The organism is Paraburkholderia sp. HP33-1, assembly GCF_021390595.1.
Taxonomy (GTDB): Bacteria; Pseudomonadota; Gammaproteobacteria; order Burkholderiales; family Burkholderiaceae; genus Paraburkholderia.
Genome location: NZ_JAJEJR010000003.1, coordinates 102,946 through 119,159, shown reverse-complemented (window position 1 = coordinate 119,159; position 16,214 = coordinate 102,946). Strand labels below are relative to the sequence as shown.

Sequence of the window (16,214 nt, the reverse complement as noted above, 5' to 3'; positions counted from 1 at the left end):
ATGAGGTACTCGTCGTGGATGTGCTGCATCCGGTGTAGGGATGATATCTCTGTTGAGCATTACGGAAACGGCGTTGCGAACCGTGTGCAACCCTTCCGGCCTGCTAGACTGGAAGTTCCCCATGCAAGTCATGGAGGGAGACATGACAATCGTCTACGTCGTGAAGACCGGCGAGAAGTTCCTCTGTACCGCAGAGGACGGCGATATCGGCCTGGCACCGGAAATTAAAGAAGCCACGTCCTTTCTCTCGTACGAGGAAGCGAATAAGGTCGCGAACGAGCACGCTGATCCCGGATACGAAATCGTCACCGTCAACCTCACGAAACGCGGATGAGGAGTCCGCTCCTCGGCGTTCAGTGATAGAGGGCTAGCAATTTAGCTAGCACCATGCGACATGGTGCCCCGGTCTTCTGCGCCCGAAATAATCTATCCACATGCTTGAGAGTGAGTCGCTCCCTGTCAGCGAACTGTCACTCGAACCGCCTAGCTTGTTCCCCATGACGAACGCCGCACTCGCCATGCGTACTTCGTTGCGGACATCGTTACTTATCACTCGGGGAGGGGCATGGTATGAAGGTCGAACAATGCACGGAGCGCGAGGCTTCCTGGGTGGCGCAGTTCGGGCAATCGAAAAGCGGCGTCGAGGAATTGTGGCGTGCTGCCCTCGCTGCAGAGCAGGAATTTAGCGCCGAGTTCGAGCTGGTGGCGCCCTCGATGCGCGAGAGCGCCGTCAATCTCGTTCACTACCTCGCGGTACGACGCCATGATGTGCGTGCCCTTCAGGACGAGTTGGCGCGCCTGGGACTCAGCTCCCTCGGACGCATGGAGGCGCACGTCATCGCCTCGCTCCAGGCCGTGCTCCGAATCCTCTACGTGCTGCTGCGCGAACCCTTCCCCCCTGATCTCGTCGAGGATCCGCCGATCACGTTCGATACCGGGCCCGCGTTGCTCGCCGAGCACACCAACGCCATCCTGGGTTTGGCGCCGCAAGGTCGGCAGACCCGGATCATGGTTACGATGCCCGGGGAAGTGGCCGACGACCCGGATCTGATTCGGGCGATGGTTGAAGCAGGCATGGGAATCATGCGCGTCAATTGCGCACACGATTCGCCACCGGTCTGGGAGCGGATGGTCAAGCATCTGCGTGAGGCGGAGCGAGACCTGGGCAAGCGTTGCCTGGTTTCGTTCGACCTTGCCGGCCCGAAACTCCGCACGGGTCCGATCGCGCCCGGACCGGCCGTCGTCAAATGGCGGCCAACCCGCAATGCATTGGGACAGGTGACCGAACCCGCCCGCGTGCGACTGGTGGCGGACAACAGTCCGCCCGATGCGGATATGCCGACGATTCCCGTCGAAGCTACGCTTCTGAACAAGGCCAAACCGGGCGATTCCTTTGCATTCGTTGACACGCGCGAGCGCAAGCGCGTGCTTCACGTCGTTGAAGTTCGTCCGGGCGAGTGCCTGTGCGAAACCGACAGGCCTGCATTTGTCGTACCCGGAACGTGCCTGACGTTGCGGCGAGAGAAATCGTCCATCGCGAAGGGCGAAGTGGGCGCGCTGGCGACGCTTGAGCAGTGGATCGCGCTGCGCGTCGGCGATACCCTGGAAGTCGTGCACGGGGAAGCACCCGGTTGCGGTGCAACCTACGATGACGACGGCCAGGTCATTGAACCGGCATTCATCTCGTGTGCGCTCGCTGAAGTGTTCAGTGGAGCGCGTATCGGCGAGCCGATCCTGTTTGACGATGGGAAGCTCAGAGGTGTGATTCGCGATGTCACCGAGGATCGCTTGCGGGTCGAGATCACCGGCGTGGCAGGAGGCATGGCAAAACTCCGGTCCGAGAAGGGCATCAACCTGCCGGATACGGACCTTGCGCTGCCAGCAATGACGCGCAAGGACATCGAGGACCTGGCGTTCGTCGCGAAGCACGCCGACGCAGTGGCGATGTCGTTCGTACAGCGTCCCAGAGACATCGACGACTTGCTGCGCGAAATCGGGAAGCTCAACGCGTCACACCTCGGCATCGTTCTCAAGATCGAAACGAAGACCGCGTTCAGCCGGCTGCCGGACCTTCTGTTGAGCGCGATGCGTCATCCGCCGATTGCCGTGATGATCGCCCGTGGTGATCTGGGCGTGGAGGTGGGTTTCGAGCGGCTGTCCGAGGTGCAGGAGGAGATGCTGTGGTTGTGCGAAGCGGCGCACGTGCCGGTCATCTGGGCCACGCAGGTGCTTGAATCGCTAGCCAAGGGCGGGCTGCCTTCACGCGCCGAGGTCAGCGACGCAGCGATGGGCAGCCGCGCCGAGTGTGTGATGCTGAACAAGGGACCTTACATTCTTGAAACGCTCAAATTCCTCTCGGACGTGCTGGAGCGGATCGAGGAGCACCATCGCAAGAAGTCCGCGCTCCTGCGCAAGTTGCAGGTGGCCATCCGCAAGCCGCCCGGGTCGGATGCGTAGCCGTGCGATTCTGCACGGGAGCACGACTGGGTTAAAAGAAGTAGTCACGAAATTGACACAACTCGTGCCTAGCTTGCTAGAACATTAACGCTGTCAATTCATTTAGCGGAGGCGGGCCATGCTGTTCAAACGAGGATTCGCAGTTCTTGCCATTGCACTGCTGCCCGTCGCGGCCGCGCAAGCGCAAACCGTCGATATCACCGGAGCGGGCAGCACTTTTGCAGCCCCGATCTACAACAAGTGGGCCGATGCCTACCACAAGGCGGGGGGCGGCAAGGTCAACTACCAGGGCATTGGTTCGGCGGGCGGCATCAAGCAGATCCTCGCGAAGACTGTCGACTTCGCAGGCTCCGACGCGCCGATGAAGGACGACGAACTGGCGAAGACAGGCCTGTTTCAATTCCCGACGGTGGTTGGCGGCGTGGTTCCGGTCGTGAATCTGGCGGGCGTCAAGCCGGGGCAACTTGTTCTGTCGGGTGCAGTGCTCGGCGACATTTATCTGAACAAGATCAAGAAATGGAACGATCCGGCGATCGCCGCGCTGAATCCGAATATGAAGCTGCCTGATACGGATATCGCCGTGGTGCGCCGCGCCGACGGCTCGGGCACGAGCTTCATCTGGACTAACTTTCTGTCGAAGGTGAACCCCGAGTGGAAGTCGAAGGTCGGCGAAGGCACGACGGTGAACTGGCCGACCGGTACGGGCGGCAAGGGCAATGATGGCGTTGCCGCGTTCGTGCAACGCCTGCCGGGCGCGGTCGGCTATGTCGAGTGGGCGTATGCGAAGCAAAACAACATGGTCTACACCAGCCTGAAGAATGCGGCGGGCGCCGTAGTTTTGCCGAAGACGGAAACCTTCAAGGCCGCCGCATCCGGCGCGGACTGGAAGACCTCGTTCTACCAGATACTGACGAACGAGCCGGGTAAGGATGCATGGCCGGTCGTCGGCGCGACCTTCGTGCTGCTGCATGCGACGCAAGAAAAGCCGGCGCAAGGCGCGGCGACGCTGAAGTTTTTCGACTGGGCGTTCAAGAACGGCGGGCAGGCTGCCAGCGATCTCGACTACATCTCGATGCCGGATTCGGTCGTGCAGGAAATCCGCTCGCAGTGGAAGACGAAGGTCAAGGACGCTTCGGGGAAGCCGGTGTTTCAGTGAAGGTAGCGGCTAGTACAGAGCATGGACGGCCAACCGGCTACGCCAACCAATTCGTGATCTATCATGCAGGGAGTCAATTGACTCACGTCAATCGACTCATGTACCGAGGCGGGTAATGTGTGAGTGGCGGTCTTTTATCACCGCGCGCCAGGAGCAAGATATGGTCACGCCCAACGTCGAAGATGTCATCAGGCAGATTGCCACTGCTACCAACATCCCAGTGGAAACGGTCTCGCGGATGTACGAGGAGACGTGGACGGAATACAGCGAGGGCGCACGAATCACGGACTACCTGACGGTCCTCGTCGCTCGTCGTGTCAAGGACAATCTACGTCGTTGGCAACGAGAATCGCATTGAGGGCCTGTGCGGGGCACTCAACAGCATGTATCGGCACGCTCAATGCAGTGTCTAACCGTATTCAGCCAGTAGACGACATTCGACCGCAGTTTCACTCAGTCACTCAGACATCAGCTCCACACCAGCACACAGCCGTTCGATCGCGAAGGCGCTCGAGTGCGCTCGGGTATCCGGAATCGCAGGCACCGAGGTTAAACTGACGCGATCGGGCGCTTGAGGCCGTTCGCGGGTTCATGGACCTGTCGACTCCCGCGAATGTTCAGCCTGCCCGAGTTCTGGAATGCTCAATCGGAAAAGGGATGTGATGGCAAAGGATGAAATTGTCTGGGGAATTTTGGGTGCAGCAAAGATCAACGACAAGGTGGTCGTGCCCACACACAACGCGCCGAAGTGCCGGGTGAAGGGCATCGCGTCGCGATCGCCGGAGAAGGCGCGGGAAGCCGCGGCCAAATATGGTTTGGCTGTCGCATACGACAGTTACGAGGCGCTCCTGGCGGACCCGGAAATCGACGCGGTATATATTCCGTTACCCAATCATCTCCACGTGGAATGGGCGGTCCGATCCGTCGAGGCGGGCAAGCACGTCCTATGTGAAAAGCCGATTGGTTTGGACGTTGAACAGGTTGAACGACTCATCGCTGCGCGCGACGCGAATGGCCGATACATACAGGAAGCCTTCATGGTTCGCACGCATCCGCAATGGATGAAGGTGCGCACGCTGATTGACGAAGGTGCAATTGGCGAATTGCGGGCGGTGACCGGCGGTTTCACCTATTACAACACGATCGCAAACAATATCCGCAACCAGAAAGAGTTCGGTGGCGGCGGTCTGCTCGATATTGGTTGTTATCCAATCACAACGTCGCGCTTCACTATTGGGCGTGAGCCAAAGCGGGTGGTTTCGCTGATGGAACAGGATCCCATCTTCAAAGTGGACCGGCTCGGCTCCGTGCTGATGGATTTCGATGGTGTGCAGGCGAGCTTCTTTTACTCGACCCAGACCTATCCCTATCAGCGGATGCAATTTCACGGTACCAAGGGGCGGATCGAGGTCGAGATTCCATTCAATGCACCTAATGATCGGCCGACGCGCCTTTTGATCACTGAAAACACCAGCGACGGTGTCGCGGCTGATCGCTGGCTGGAACTGCCGGTGTGCGATCAATATGGCGTGGCAGCTTCCACGTTCGCCGAGGCGATCCTGAGTGGAAATCCGCAGGCTATTCCGCTAGAAGATGCGCGCGCAAATATGCGAGTGATCGATGCGGTGTTCCGCTCGGCCCGATCGGGCGCGTGGGAGAGCATCCAGCAAGGTTGAAGTGTTTCGCGGGCGCAATTTCCGTCGCGCCGGCCGTAGGGTTTTACATCTTGAACGCACGTGCGTTCAAGATGTAAACAGACCCTAGGACTTAGGTCCGATTGACTCGGGATCCACGCGTGGCACCCTTCTACAAAGCCGCTCCCACGTTCCAGAACAACCGTGTTTCCAGCGAGAAGCCTGCTCACCAGGCACCAGCGGCATGAACACGACAACAGAATACGGAGGTCACCATGTTTTCACGGAGCCGGGAGTTCGCGGTTGCGGTCATTGCTGTGTCCGTGATGGCTTCCGCGGGAACCTCCTGGGCAACCGAGCAGGCTCAGCAACGTCGCGCCGGGCGTGACGTTCGCCAGGAGACACGCGAGGGCGCCCGGCATACGAAGCAGGAGTGCAGGGCCACGGACCAGAAGAGCAATTCGCAATGCCGGCAGGACAAGCGGCAAAGTAAACAGGGCGGCCGACAGGCGGCCAGGAACATCAAGTATTGAGCGTTCGCCTTCAGGTGCGCCAGCCTGGCACTGAACCAGCGACAGCACGGGCGGGACTGACTAGCTGTATCAGATCAAGTGGGGAACCTGATGCGAGCCTGCCGATTTGTAGCGATCTGCACCTTGCCGTTCATGATCGTTGGCTGTAACACACCTCCGATCCCACCAGGCAAGCCGGTTGATATCCCGACTGCTCTCGAGCAAGTTCTCACGGGCCTGTGCAATTTCAGAAAAGATCAGGCCGGCCGGAAACCGGATTTGGGCGCTGCGATTGACTCGGTCACCGTGGAGCTTGACCTGACCGTCGACGGGGCCAGAAATCCCCCTGTGGCGGTTGCGCCGGATATCCAGTTTATTCCGACGGTTAGCTATGGTCAGATCCTCACGACAAACAGAGGGAGCAGACTTGTGCTTACCCTGAAAAACACCGGCAGCGGCGCCCACCCCGGCGACTGCGATATCACGCCACCCGCCAGGTAGAGACCGCCATATATTTCGCATAACGCGAACTGCCACTGATCTCGCAGGAAATATGCATCGCTCCTGATGCGGAAAATCCGCCACGCGGCGGCCCCGCCGCGAGCAGCAAATACTCGCTCGCGCTCGTTGATGACCCAGCCGAAGCTCCTGATTCTCGATGAGCCGACGCTCGGGATCGCCCCCGTCATTCTCGAGCAATTGTCGAAAGCGCTGGAATTCCCCCAACCGGCGCAACCGTGCAGGCGACGCCAAAGCCGTGCAGGCCGAAGGCCGTCATGACTGTGGCGTCGCTGCCACTGCAAGCCATCCGAATCTCGCCGTAATGCTTTCAAAAGGCGGAAGCCTTTGCTACCATCGCGCTCTCTCGCAATGCGAATCATTCGCATTTACAAACTGACCGAGGCGCTTGCTCGATGGTAGACATGAAGAATCAAACAACCGCACGTCCAACAAGGCTCACACTCCATCGTTCCATGCAGATTGCCGTCTGGCTGGCCTTTGCCGGCGCCGCGCAATCCGCTTTCGCGCAGAGCGCCGCCAGCGGGGAAGCCGCGGGGCCGGCCGCCAGTTCGGGCGCTACGGCGTCGGCCGCGCCGGCGGCTAACGGCGGCGGCCAGGCCCTACCGCCCGTCAACGTCAGCGCGGCCGCCCAGACGGATTCGCCCATGCACTTGCGCACGCCCGTGTCGATCGGCGCGCTCGGCACACGTTCGCAGCTCGACACGCCGTTCTCGACTACCGTCGTGACCGGCGAGGAACTCGCCGACCGTCAGGCGAACAAGCTCGGCGAAGTGTTCGCGGGCGACGCGTCGGTGACCGACAACAGCAACGCGTATAGCGCGTGGGCCACGTACATCTCGATTCGCGGCCTGCCGATCGACTGGCAGAATGGCTTTCGCATCGACGGCAATCCGCTCATCTCGTACGGCATCACGATGCCTTATGAAAACCTCGAACGCGTCGAGCTGCTGAAGGGCCTTGGCGGTTTCATGTACGGTTTCGTGCAGCCGGGCGGTGTCGTCAACTACGTGACCAAAAAGCCTGCCGATCAACCGGTGACGAGCGTGTCGGCCGGCTACCGGATGGACAGCGTGTTCAGCCAGCACGTCGACTTGAGCCGGCGTTTCGGTCCGGACGACATGTTCGGCGCGCGCATCAACTACACGCACGAGGCGGGCAAGACTTACAACGCGGGCAACATCAATCGCAATTCGCTGGCGGTGTCGCTCGACGGCCGGCTCACGCGCGACCTCGACGTCTACTTCGACGCGATCTATCAGCAAAGCCGCTCGAGCGGCCAGACGCCCGCGGTCTATACGGGCCGCTATACCGGCACGAGCCTGCCCGCGACGATCAGCGGCGGCACCAATCTTCTCGGCGGCACCGATCAGCACCTGAACACGAACCTGCAGCTGTACACGGTGGGCGTCAACTATCAGATCACGCCGGACTGGTCGTTCAGGACGTCGGCGAGCTACAGCAAATCGGCGCGCGACCGCAACGAAAGCACACTGACGCTGCTGAACCAGGCGGGCGACTATATCGACAACCGTTGGAACGGCGACGAAGGCCACCAGGACATCTACTGGCAGGGCGTGCTCGAAGGCAAGGTGAAGACCGACATCTTCACGCATCAACTGGCGCTCGGCGCGTCGTGGCAGTACCAGACGAACGACTACAGCGCTGTTTCGCACTACTTCACATTGGGCGACGGCAACCTGTATCAGCCGAACCCGTGGCGCTACTATTCGGGCGCCGGTCTCGACAAGTACCGCGCGAGCGAGATCACGCAGAAGGCGCTGTTCGCGAGCGACACGATCCAGCTGACGGATCGCTGGTCGCTGCTCGCGGGCCTGCGCTACACCAACTACGATCAGCAGTCGTACAACGTCAACGGCTCGCTGGCGTCGTCGTACGGGCAGAACGGCGTGCTGACGCCGACCGTCGCGCTGATGTACAAGCTCGAACCGCACACTACGCTTTACGCGAGCTACGTGGAGGCGCTCGAGCAGGGCGCGATGGTGGCCGACATCTACGCGAACGCCGGCGCGCTGCTGCGTCCGCTGCGCTCGCGTCAGTACGAGCTCGGCGTCAAGAGCGCGCATGAGCGCTGGAGCGCGACGGCCGCGCTGTTCCGCATCGAACGTGGCGCCGCGTACGCGAACAGCCAGAACGTCTACGTGCAGGACGGCAACTCGATCTACGAAGGTCTCGAAGCGGGTGCCAGCGTGCGCCTCGGCCGCAGCTGGCAGGTGGCCGGCAACCTGATGCTGCTCGACACCTGGTACGCGAAGGGGCAGGCCTATAGCGGCAATCGTGTGGCCGGCGCGCCGCAGTTCGTCGCCGCCGGCCGTGTGACCTACGACGTGCCCGCCGTGCCGGGCCTGCAGGTCGGCGCGGACGCGAAGTTCACGGGCAGCACGAAGGTGCGTCCGGCGGGCGACCTGGAGACGGGCGGCTACATGATCGTGAACGTCGGGGCGAACTACATGATTCGCGTCGGTGGTCACGACGTGACGCTGCGCGCGGCGATCGACAACATTGCGAATCGCCGCTACTGGATGTTCCAGTACTCGGACTACATCGGGCCGGGCGATCCGCGGATGGTCAGCTTGAACGCGAAGATCGACTTCTGATCCTGATCGACGGGCTCACTGCACGCCGCCAGTGCGCATGGCCCGGTATTCCCGCTGCACGATGTTCATGAGTTCCGCCACTGAAGTCAGCGCGCTCTGTTGCTCGTAGGTCACGCGGCCTCGCTGCATCAACATGATGCGATCCGCGATATCGAGCGTCTGCGCATAGTTGTGCATGATCATGATGATGGAAAGGCCGCCTTTTTCCTTCAGGCGCATCAGAAGATCGATGATGAGCCCCGCTTCGCGCGCGCCCATCGCGGCGAGCGGCTCGTCGAGCAACAGGATCTTCGCATTCGAATGCACGGCGCGCGCCACGGCGATGGCCTGGCGCTGGCCGCCCGAAAGACGCTCGACGGGCAAATCGACCGAAGGCACGTGCACGCCGATATCGTCGAGACATTGCGCCGCGCGCTCGCGCATCTGCTTGTGGTCGAGCAGCCTGAACGGTCCGCGCCGCACAAGTTCGCGATTCAGGAACATGTTGTGGTAAATGCTCAGCGAATTCGCAAGCGCGAGATCCTGATACACGCATTCGATACCGAGTGAACGCGCATGATCGACCGAGCGCAACAGCGTCTCCTCGCCGTTGATATAGAGCGTGCCGCCCGTTTGCTGATGAAAGCCGGTGAGGATTTTCACGAGCGTGGACTTACCCGCGCCGTTGTCGCCGAGTATGCCCAGAATTTCGCCTTCGGCGAGCGTGAGCGAAACGCCGTCGAGTGCCGTCACCGCGCCGAAGCGTTTGACGAGGTTCTCGCCGCGCAGCGCGAGCGGAGGGGTGGCCGCGCTGTTCGCGGCGGTCGTGGCATTCGCGCCCGCGGAGGAGGTTTGCGATTCGTCCATCAGCGTCCTGCCTTGCGGCGAATGCGCCCGACGTGGATGTTGAAGATCATCGCCGCCAGAATCGCGGCGCCAAGAATGATGTTGAACGTGAACGCGTTGATGCCGATGAGCGTGAAGCCGTCGTTCAGTATGCCGAGCACCGCCGCGCCGATGAGCCCGCCCACGATGGTGCCGGAGCCGCCCGTGAGCGGCGTGCCGCCGATCACAGCGGCGGCCACGGCAAGGAACATGATCTGGTTGCCGCCCGCCTGCGGGTCGATCGAGGTAATCCGAAAGGCTTCGAGCATGCCGGTGAAGCCCGCGAGCACTGCGGCGAGGATGAAGTTGCCGAGGCGCAGCCGCCTTACATGAATGCCGGCCTCGCTCGCGCCCAGTGGATTCGCTCCGGCGGCCTGCGTATGCAGGCCCCAGCGCGTATGCCGCAAGAGCACGTGCATCGCGAACGCGATCGCCAGGGTCCAGATGATCTCGCTGTAGCCCCACGCGCCCATGAAGCCGGCAAATGTAGGAGACCCCGGCGTAGGCGCTGGCGTGCCGCGCGAGATGGTGAGCGTGATGCCGTTGATCAGAAAGAGCGTGCCGAGCGTAGTGACGAACGAGGGCAGCCGCAACCACACCGTCACGGCGCCGTTTGCGAAGCCGACGATCGCCGCGGCCACGAGCCCCGCGATCACGGCGAGCCACATGGGCGCGCCGGCGTCATTCGCGAACACCATCATGAATGGCGCGAAGGCGAACACCATGCCCGCCGACAGATCGATGTCGCCGCCGATCATCAACATGATTTCGCCGAACGCGATGATCGCCACCGGCGCGATGAACTGCGAAAGGTTGACGAGGCTCGCGTTGGTGAACAGGAAATCGTGATTCGCGAATTCGAAGTAGGCGGCCAGAATCACGGCCACGAGGAGGATGCGCAGCTCGGCCGCCCATTGCGACGCGAATGAAACACCCGCGCGCCGGGGCGCGCGGACCGCTTCGGTGTTGCTGGATTGGTTCACTGTATTCATCAGGACTTGATTGCGCCGGACCTCGGAACGATTTGCTGCTTGTCGGTCTTGCCTTCAAAGCGTGTCGAGGTAGTGAGGTACGGCTCGACGTTATCCTTCGTCACGAATTTCAGGCCGGTGTTGATTTCGGCCGGCCCGACGAGGCCGCCCGAGCTGAGGAACACGAACGCCTGCATCACAGTATAGAAACCCTGGACGTAGGGTTGCTGATCGATGGTGAAGTCGAGGAAGCCTTCGTGGATCAGCTGGATCGTGGTCGGCAGCAGGTCGAAGCCGCCGCCGTGCACGCCCTTGGCGGGAAGGTTCGATTCCTTCATCACCTGCGCGACGCCCTGCGTGCTACCCGCATCCACGGCGAACATGCCCTTCAGGTCCTGGTGGCCCAGATAGAACGCCTTGATCTTCGATAGCTCCTCGTTGACAGTCGCGCCCGTGGCCACGGTCTGAATCTCGATCTTCTTGCCGGACTTCTTGATGGCGTCGCTCGCCCCGTCCATACGCGGCTGGATGTTGAGTTGCCCCGGCGTCGCGATGAAAAGCCCGACCAATCCGCTGTCGATGAGGCTCACGATGCGCTCGCCCATCTGGTAGCCGGAAAGATACAGATCCTGGCCGATATAGGCGAGGCGCGGATTCTTCTTGTCGCGCGGCGCGTCGGCGTTATAAGCGAACACCGGGATGCCGGCATCGAGCGCGGCCTGGATGGGCTTGTCGAAAGCGCTCGGATCGACGATCGGCACGGCGATGGCGTCGGCCTTCGCGGCAATCGCCGAGTTGACGGCGCGGACCATTTCACCCGCGTCCGAAGTGGCCGAGCCGGTCCACTGATAATCCATGTTGAGCAGCGAGCAGGCATCCTGAATACCGTACTGCGTCGGCACGAAGAACGGGTTGGTGGTGACGTGATTGACGAACACGATCTTCCACTTCTTGTGCGGGGGAAAAGCCGTCCCCGCGGCCTGCGCGGTGCCGATCAGGCCGCCTGCGCCGCCTAGCGCACCCATCAGCGACAGCGCCGCGCCGAGTCCTGCTCCCTGCATCAGCCCCCGCCGCGTCGTGCTGATAGCGTTACTGCTGTGTTCCTGGTCGTCATCCCGTTGCTGTGCCATCTCTTCCTCCGGTTCTTTTCTTCGTGGGTCGATGCGGTCGACGATGAGTCGATCGCGTGCAGATGCTGGACGGCACCGGGAATGCGCTGGGCAGCACGGGACTTTGGCGTGGCGACGTGCAACCCCGATTCGGAAGTGCTCGATACGCGCCGTGCGGTACCGCAAAAATGTTAGTGCAGTGCGGTTGCGCCGCCTAACCCATGTATACCCCTAACTAGTTCGACTATTGGGACGCCGGGTCAGTGGAGTTCGGCCCGTGGCGCGCTGCAGCAGACAGGAGGCGCAGAGCAGGGCGCCGATCGCGATGCGTGTTTACCACGAACGGTCGGTCGCGCAGATCGGTGCGCGGCGCTCAAAGCTCCCGACCCGCCAACGTCGCCGCTACACGCTCGCGCAACGTCGGCAATACCTCGGCTTCGAACCACGCATTGCGCTTAAACCACGCGATATTGCGCGGCGACGGATGCGGTAGCGGCATTACATGCGGTCCAAACTCGGCCCACCTGACGAGCGTATCGGTCGAGGTTGGGCCAAAAGCGTCGCCGAGGCCGAAGCGCTGCGCGTACTGTCCGATCAGCAGCGTCAATTTCACCGAACGCAGATGTGCGAGCAATTCACGTTGCCAGCGGCTTGCGCACTCGGGCCGAGGCGGCAGATCGCCGCTCGCGCCGCGACCCGGAAAACAGAAGCCCATCGGCACGATGGCAAATATCGAATCGTCGTAAAAGGTCGTATCGTCGACGCCGAGCCACCCGCGCAGACGCGCGCCGCTCGCGTCGCTCCACGGCACCCCGGATGCATGCACGCGCGCGCCTGGCGCCTGACCGACGATCAGGATGCGCGCCCGGACGGACGCCGCGAGCACGGGGCGGGGCGCGTGCGGCAGGTTCGGTGCGCACAGCGTGCAGGAGCGGATGTCGTGAAGCAGCGCGTCGAGCGACGCGCTGTTTTTCGACGTGCGTTTGGTGGTGACAGCCATAAAGCGATGCAAGGTGACTGGCGGGCAGTCGCGTCGTGGGGCTGCCTGGTTCTACGTCTGAACCGGATAGATCAGCGTGCCATCGGCCTGGGGCTCGGCGCCCGGCGTCATCGTGGCAGCGTTCGTGTGATGCGCGTCCATGATGTGCAGCACGGTCTCGTCGTGCATCAGCAGATAGTCCGTGATGATACGCCGGTGGCAACGCCACCAGACCGCTTCCGAGCACATGATCGCGCAGCGCTGCCGATGACCGAGCGTCAGAAGTTGCGCGAGTCCTTCGCGGAACGCGTCGCTCATTGCATAGTCCGCGTAGTTGCGAAAGGCCGGATGCGTCCAGTACGCGTTCGGCGACGGCGCGTCGTCGTTGCGCTTGCCGCGGCGTCCGCCGAGTGCCGGGAGATGCACGTAGCCGATATGTTCCGCTGCGAGCGAAGCGGGCAGCGTGTCACGATTGAACTGCGGGTTGGTCCGCGAGCGCGGGATGCTGCGCACGTCGACCAGCAAGGCGATCTGCTCGCCTTTCAGCAGATCGACGAATTCCTGCAACGGGTGCGTCGAGTGGCCGATCGTGAAAAAAGGGCGTTTCGTTTCCATGCATGCGTCGCCGACGACGATAGCGGCGGCGATCGCTACAGGTTTACAACGTGGGACGCAGTAACGTCAATCGCGGGTGGAATCAGGTGTCGCACGTTGGCGATACGAGCCGGGTAGCCAACATCCCAGTATCCAGGCCAGCCTTGCTCCCGCGAGTCAGAGTTGCAACAATGCAGCCCCGCCGGCGTCCGCGCAGCACGCCGCCGCCCGCGCATACTCTTTCGACCCGCTTGCACCATGACCGACGGCTTGCCCAATCCCCAACGTGCGTTTGCTTTCATCGCGATCGCCATCGCGATGACGATGTCGGTTCTCGACACCTCGATCGTCAACGTCGCGCTGCCCACCATCTCCAACGACTTCGCGGTATCGCCCGCAGACGCAATCTGGGTCGTCAGCGCGTATCAGCTGGCGATCACCGTGTCGTTGCTGCCGCTCGCGGTGCTCGGCGACAGCCTCGGCTACAAGCGGGTCTACTGCTACGGACTCGCGCTTTTCACGGTGGCGTCGTTCGCCTGCGCGAATGCGCACACGCTGCCGTTGCTTGCCGTCGCCCGCGTGTTTCAGGGCTTCGGCGCGGCCGGCATCATGAGCGTCAATATCGCGCTGGTGCGCTTCATCTTTCCGAAGGCGCGGCTCGGCGTCGGCGTCGGTTATGCGTCGCTGGTCGTGGCCGTATCGTCGGCGGCCGGGCCCAGTATCGCGTCGGCGATTCTGTCGGTCGCGCACTGGCAGTGGCTGTTTCTGGTCAACGTGCCGCTCGGCGTGCTGGCGCTGTCGATCGGCGCGCGCACGTTGCCCGCGACGCCGACTTCCGGCGCGCGCCTGAGCGCCTTGAGCGTCGTGCTCAACGCGCTCAGCTTCGGCCTGCTGATCTCCGGTCTCGCCGCATTCAGTCAGCCGGGCGCGACGCAGCGAGGCGTCGTGATGGTCGCGGTCGCACTGTCGGCCGGCGTGCTGTTGGTGCGGCGCGAAAGCCGGCTCGCGACGCCGATGCTGCCCATCGACCTGCTGCGCATGCCGGTATTTTCATTGTCGATGGCGACATCGATCTGCTCGTTTGCGGCACAGACGATGGCGTACATCGTGCTGCCGTTCTATTTCGAGCAGACGCTGAAGCTGTCGGAAACACAAACCGGCCTCCTGATGACGCCGTGGCCGCTCGTGACCGCGTCGATCGCACCGGTCGCGGGCCGGTTGTCCGACCGGATGCAGCCGGGTCGCATCAGCAGCATTGGGCTCGTCGTGTTCGGGTGCGGTCTCGCGATGCTGTGCCAACTCGGCGATACGGCGACGCGCTTCGACATCGTGTGGCGGCTGGCGATCTGCGGCCTTGGCTTCGGTCTCTTTCAGTCGCCGAACAATCGCGTGATCATCGGCAGTGCGCCGAGGCATCGCAGCGGCGGCGCGTCCGGGCTGCAATCGATGGGACGTCTGCTCGGCCAGTCGAGCGGCGCCGTGGTGGTCTCCGTCGTGTTCGGACTCGTACACGGCCAGCACGTCACGCTGATCGCGGGCATTGCCGCGGCGCTCGCGTTGATCGCGGCCGGCGCGAGTTCGGTACGGCGCATGACGGACCACAGCGAGGCCCTGCAGGAGCGACAAGCCACGCCGAAGCGGCCGGTCTCCGAGCGTTGACGTGGTGATGGAGCCGCCTAAGCGAGATTCGAAGGCGCCGCTTTCAGCACGTCGACGTGCTTCGGAATCAGGCCGAGATCGAGGAACGTATCGGCAATCTGTTGCTGCTCGCCGAGAATCGCGCGAGTAATCGGCTGTGTGCCGAACTGCTGGCGTTGCACCGCCACGTCCACGACCGCCTTCGGCAGGCCCCATAGCTGCGCGAGTTCGCTCGCGAGCTGATCCTTGTTCTGCTGACCCCACAGTTCGACCTTGTCGAGTTCTTCGATCACGATCCGGATCACGTCGGGATTGTTCGCCGCGTAACTTTGCGACGAAAAGTAGAACCCGCGATCGCCGACCACGCCGCTTGCATCGGCAATCACGCGCGCGCCCAGCGAATGCTCCGCCGCGGCGAAGAACGGATCCCAGATGACCCACGCGTCGATCGACGCCCGCTCGAACGCCGCGCGCGCATCGGCGGGTGCGAGGAAAACGAGCTTCACGTCGCCGTATTGCAGACCGTGCTGACGGAGCAGCTTGACGAGAAAGTAGTGGACGTTGCTGCCTTTGTTGAGCGCGATCCTTTTGCCCTTCAGGTCCGCGACCGAGCGGATCGTCGATTGCGGCGGCACGAGCACGGCTTCCGACTGCGGCCGCTTGACGGTCGCCGCCACATAGGCCAAAGGAGCGCCGGCGGCCTGTGCGAAGATCGGCGGCGCCTCGCCGACGTCGCCGAAATCGATCGAGCCGACGTTCAGCGCTTCCAGTTGCACGGGGCCTGCCGCGAACTCGGTCCACGTCACCGATACGTTCAGCGGCGCGAGCCGTTTTTCAAGCGTGCCGCGCCCCTTCAACAGATTCAGATCACCCTTCTGGTTGCCAATGCGCAGCGTGCGCGCGTTACCTTGCGCGAACGAAAGCGGTGCTGCGGCAGCCGCTGCGGCACCGAGCGAAAGTTTCAGGAAGGTGCGGCGGTCGTGGAGTGTTCTGGTAATGGGCATGACGGGCAATACGATCAAGAGGGCAGGATTTGCTGCGGCCGAAGCGCCGCCGCTTGCGTCGTGCGATGTCACCAGATCGTAGAGAGGCGCCCGTTAGCGCACAAACAATATCGAGTGCTATCGATATCGTGATTGAACGGAAGCGCCGGTGCGAGGTTT

The 16,214-nt window shown here is 62.4% G+C and carries 15 protein-coding genes; 9 read left to right on the top strand and 6 right to left on the bottom strand.

What is annotated here, in order from left to right; genetic code table 11:
* Positions 1–142 precede the first annotated feature (142 nt).
* The 8 genes from L0U81_RS27560 to L0U81_RS27520 all read left to right on the top strand — a co-directional run bounded on the left by L0U81_RS27560 (position 143) and on the right by L0U81_RS27520 (position 8,896).
* The gene (locus L0U81_RS27560; protein ID WP_233808167.1) at positions 143–334 is read left to right on the top strand and encodes a hypothetical protein; all 192 of its coding nucleotides are present in this window, start codon (positions 143–145) and stop codon (positions 332–334) included.
* Between the two features lie 236 nt (positions 335–570).
* Positions 571–2,457 (top strand): pyruvate kinase, encoded by a 1,887-nt coding sequence (locus tag L0U81_RS27555; protein ID WP_233808165.1) that lies wholly within the window; start codon positions 571–573, stop codon positions 2,455–2,457.
* A 118-nt stretch (positions 2,458–2,575) separates the two neighbouring features.
* Positions 2,576–3,613, top strand: coding sequence for a phosphate ABC transporter substrate-binding protein PstS (gene pstS / locus L0U81_RS27550; RefSeq protein ID WP_233808163.1), 1,038 nt, complete (start codon positions 2,576–2,578; stop codon positions 3,611–3,613).
* Positions 3,614–3,773: 160 nt separating this feature from the next.
* Positions 3,774–3,971, top strand: a complete 198-nt coding sequence (locus L0U81_RS27545; RefSeq protein ID WP_233808161.1) for a DUF3562 domain-containing protein — start codon at positions 3,774–3,776, stop codon at positions 3,969–3,971.
* A gap of 304 nt (positions 3,972–4,275) precedes the next feature.
* Positions 4,276–5,289 (top strand): Gfo/Idh/MocA family protein, encoded by a 1,014-nt coding sequence (locus L0U81_RS27540; protein WP_233808159.1) that lies wholly within the window; start codon positions 4,276–4,278, stop codon positions 5,287–5,289.
* A gap of 233 nt (positions 5,290–5,522) precedes the next feature.
* Positions 5,523–5,780: a hypothetical protein gene (locus L0U81_RS27535; protein WP_233808157.1), complete on the top strand. Its 258-nt coding sequence runs from the start codon at positions 5,523–5,525 to the stop codon at positions 5,778–5,780.
* Positions 5,781–5,912: 132 nt separating this feature from the next.
* Positions 5,913–6,260, top strand: coding sequence for a hypothetical protein (locus L0U81_RS27530; RefSeq protein ID WP_233810011.1), 348 nt, complete (start codon positions 5,913–5,915; stop codon positions 6,258–6,260).
* A 473-nt stretch (positions 6,261–6,733) separates the two neighbouring features.
* Positions 6,734–8,896 carry a TonB-dependent siderophore receptor gene (locus L0U81_RS27520; protein WP_233808155.1) on the top strand — a complete coding sequence of 721 codons (2,163 nt, stop codon included), beginning with the start codon at positions 6,734–6,736 and terminating at the stop codon, positions 8,894–8,896.
* 15 nt (positions 8,897–8,911) lie between these two features.
* Here the strand turns inward: L0U81_RS27520 and L0U81_RS27515 are convergent, their stop codons facing one another.
* From L0U81_RS27515 to L0U81_RS27495, 5 genes are all read right to left on the bottom strand, one after another.
* Positions 8,912–9,742, bottom strand: a complete 831-nt coding sequence (locus L0U81_RS27515) for an ATP-binding cassette domain-containing protein (protein WP_233808154.1) — start codon at positions 9,740–9,742, stop codon at positions 8,912–8,914.
* The gene (locus L0U81_RS27510) at positions 9,742–10,752 is read right to left on the bottom strand and encodes an ABC transporter permease (protein WP_233808151.1); all 1,011 of its coding nucleotides are present in this window, start codon (positions 10,750–10,752) and stop codon (positions 9,742–9,744) included. The genes L0U81_RS27515 and L0U81_RS27510 overlap by 1 nt, the downstream gene beginning before the upstream one ends.
* Complete coding sequence (locus L0U81_RS27505) at positions 10,752–11,861, bottom strand: sugar ABC transporter substrate-binding protein (RefSeq protein WP_233808150.1); 1,110 nt, start codon at positions 11,859–11,861, stop codon at positions 10,752–10,754. Before L0U81_RS27505 ends, L0U81_RS27510 begins: the two co-directional genes overlap by 1 nt.
* A gap of 352 nt (positions 11,862–12,213) precedes the next feature.
* Positions 12,214–12,840, bottom strand: a complete 627-nt coding sequence (locus tag L0U81_RS27500) for a uracil-DNA glycosylase family protein (RefSeq protein ID WP_233808149.1) — start codon at positions 12,838–12,840, stop codon at positions 12,214–12,216.
* A 51-nt stretch (positions 12,841–12,891) separates the two neighbouring features.
* Positions 12,892–13,434, bottom strand: coding sequence for a DUF488 domain-containing protein (locus tag L0U81_RS27495; protein ID WP_233808148.1), 543 nt, complete (start codon positions 13,432–13,434; stop codon positions 12,892–12,894).
* A 237-nt stretch (positions 13,435–13,671) separates the two neighbouring features.
* Between L0U81_RS27495 and L0U81_RS27490 the strand changes: the two genes are divergently transcribed.
* On the top strand, positions 13,672–15,072 hold the full coding sequence (locus L0U81_RS27490; RefSeq protein ID WP_233808146.1) for an MFS transporter: 1,401 nt from the start codon (positions 13,672–13,674) through the stop codon (positions 15,070–15,072).
* 17 nt (positions 15,073–15,089) lie between these two features.
* Here L0U81_RS27490 and L0U81_RS27485 read toward each other — a convergent pair whose 3' ends face one another.
* Positions 15,090–16,055, bottom strand: a complete 966-nt coding sequence (locus tag L0U81_RS27485; RefSeq protein ID WP_233808145.1) for a sulfonate ABC transporter substrate-binding protein — start codon at positions 16,053–16,055, stop codon at positions 15,090–15,092.
* Positions 16,056–16,214: the final 159 nt, after the last annotated feature.

Excerpts from the sequence above, each read along its gene's own strand:
- L0U81_RS27560 (WP_233808167.1), top strand. The coding sequence starts at position 143 with ATGACAATCGTCTACGTCGTGAAGACCGGCGAGAAGTTCCTCTGTACC.
- L0U81_RS27555 (WP_233808165.1), top strand. The coding sequence starts at position 571 with ATGAAGGTCGAACAATGCACGGAGCGCGAGGCTTCCTGGGTGGCGCAG.
- pstS (WP_233808163.1), top strand. The coding sequence starts at position 2,576 with ATGCTGTTCAAACGAGGATTCGCAGTTCTTGCCATTGCACTGCTGCCC.
- L0U81_RS27545 (WP_233808161.1), top strand. The coding sequence starts at position 3,774 with ATGGTCACGCCCAACGTCGAAGATGTCATCAGGCAGATTGCCACTGCT.
- L0U81_RS27540 (WP_233808159.1), top strand. The coding sequence starts at position 4,276 with ATGGCAAAGGATGAAATTGTCTGGGGAATTTTGGGTGCAGCAAAGATC.
- L0U81_RS27535 (WP_233808157.1), top strand. The coding sequence starts at position 5,523 with ATGTTTTCACGGAGCCGGGAGTTCGCGGTTGCGGTCATTGCTGTGTCC.
- L0U81_RS27530 (WP_233810011.1), top strand. The coding sequence starts at position 5,913 with ATGATCGTTGGCTGTAACACACCTCCGATCCCACCAGGCAAGCCGGTT.
- L0U81_RS27520 (WP_233808155.1), top strand. The coding sequence starts at position 6,734 with ATGCAGATTGCCGTCTGGCTGGCCTTTGCCGGCGCCGCGCAATCCGCT.
- L0U81_RS27515 (WP_233808154.1), bottom strand. The coding sequence starts at position 9,742 with ATGGACGAATCGCAAACCTCCTCCGCGGGCGCGAATGCCACGACCGCC.
- L0U81_RS27510 (WP_233808151.1), bottom strand. The coding sequence starts at position 10,752 with ATGAATACAGTGAACCAATCCAGCAACACCGAAGCGGTCCGCGCGCCC.
- L0U81_RS27505 (WP_233808150.1), bottom strand. The coding sequence starts at position 11,861 with ATGGCACAGCAACGGGATGACGACCAGGAACACAGCAGTAACGCTATC.
- L0U81_RS27500 (WP_233808149.1), bottom strand. The coding sequence starts at position 12,840 with ATGGCTGTCACCACCAAACGCACGTCGAAAAACAGCGCGTCGCTCGAC.
- L0U81_RS27495 (WP_233808148.1), bottom strand. The coding sequence starts at position 13,434 with ATGGAAACGAAACGCCCTTTTTTCACGATCGGCCACTCGACGCACCCG.
- L0U81_RS27490 (WP_233808146.1), top strand. The coding sequence starts at position 13,672 with ATGACCGACGGCTTGCCCAATCCCCAACGTGCGTTTGCTTTCATCGCG.
- L0U81_RS27485 (WP_233808145.1), bottom strand. The coding sequence starts at position 16,055 with ATGCCCATTACCAGAACACTCCACGACCGCCGCACCTTCCTGAAACTT.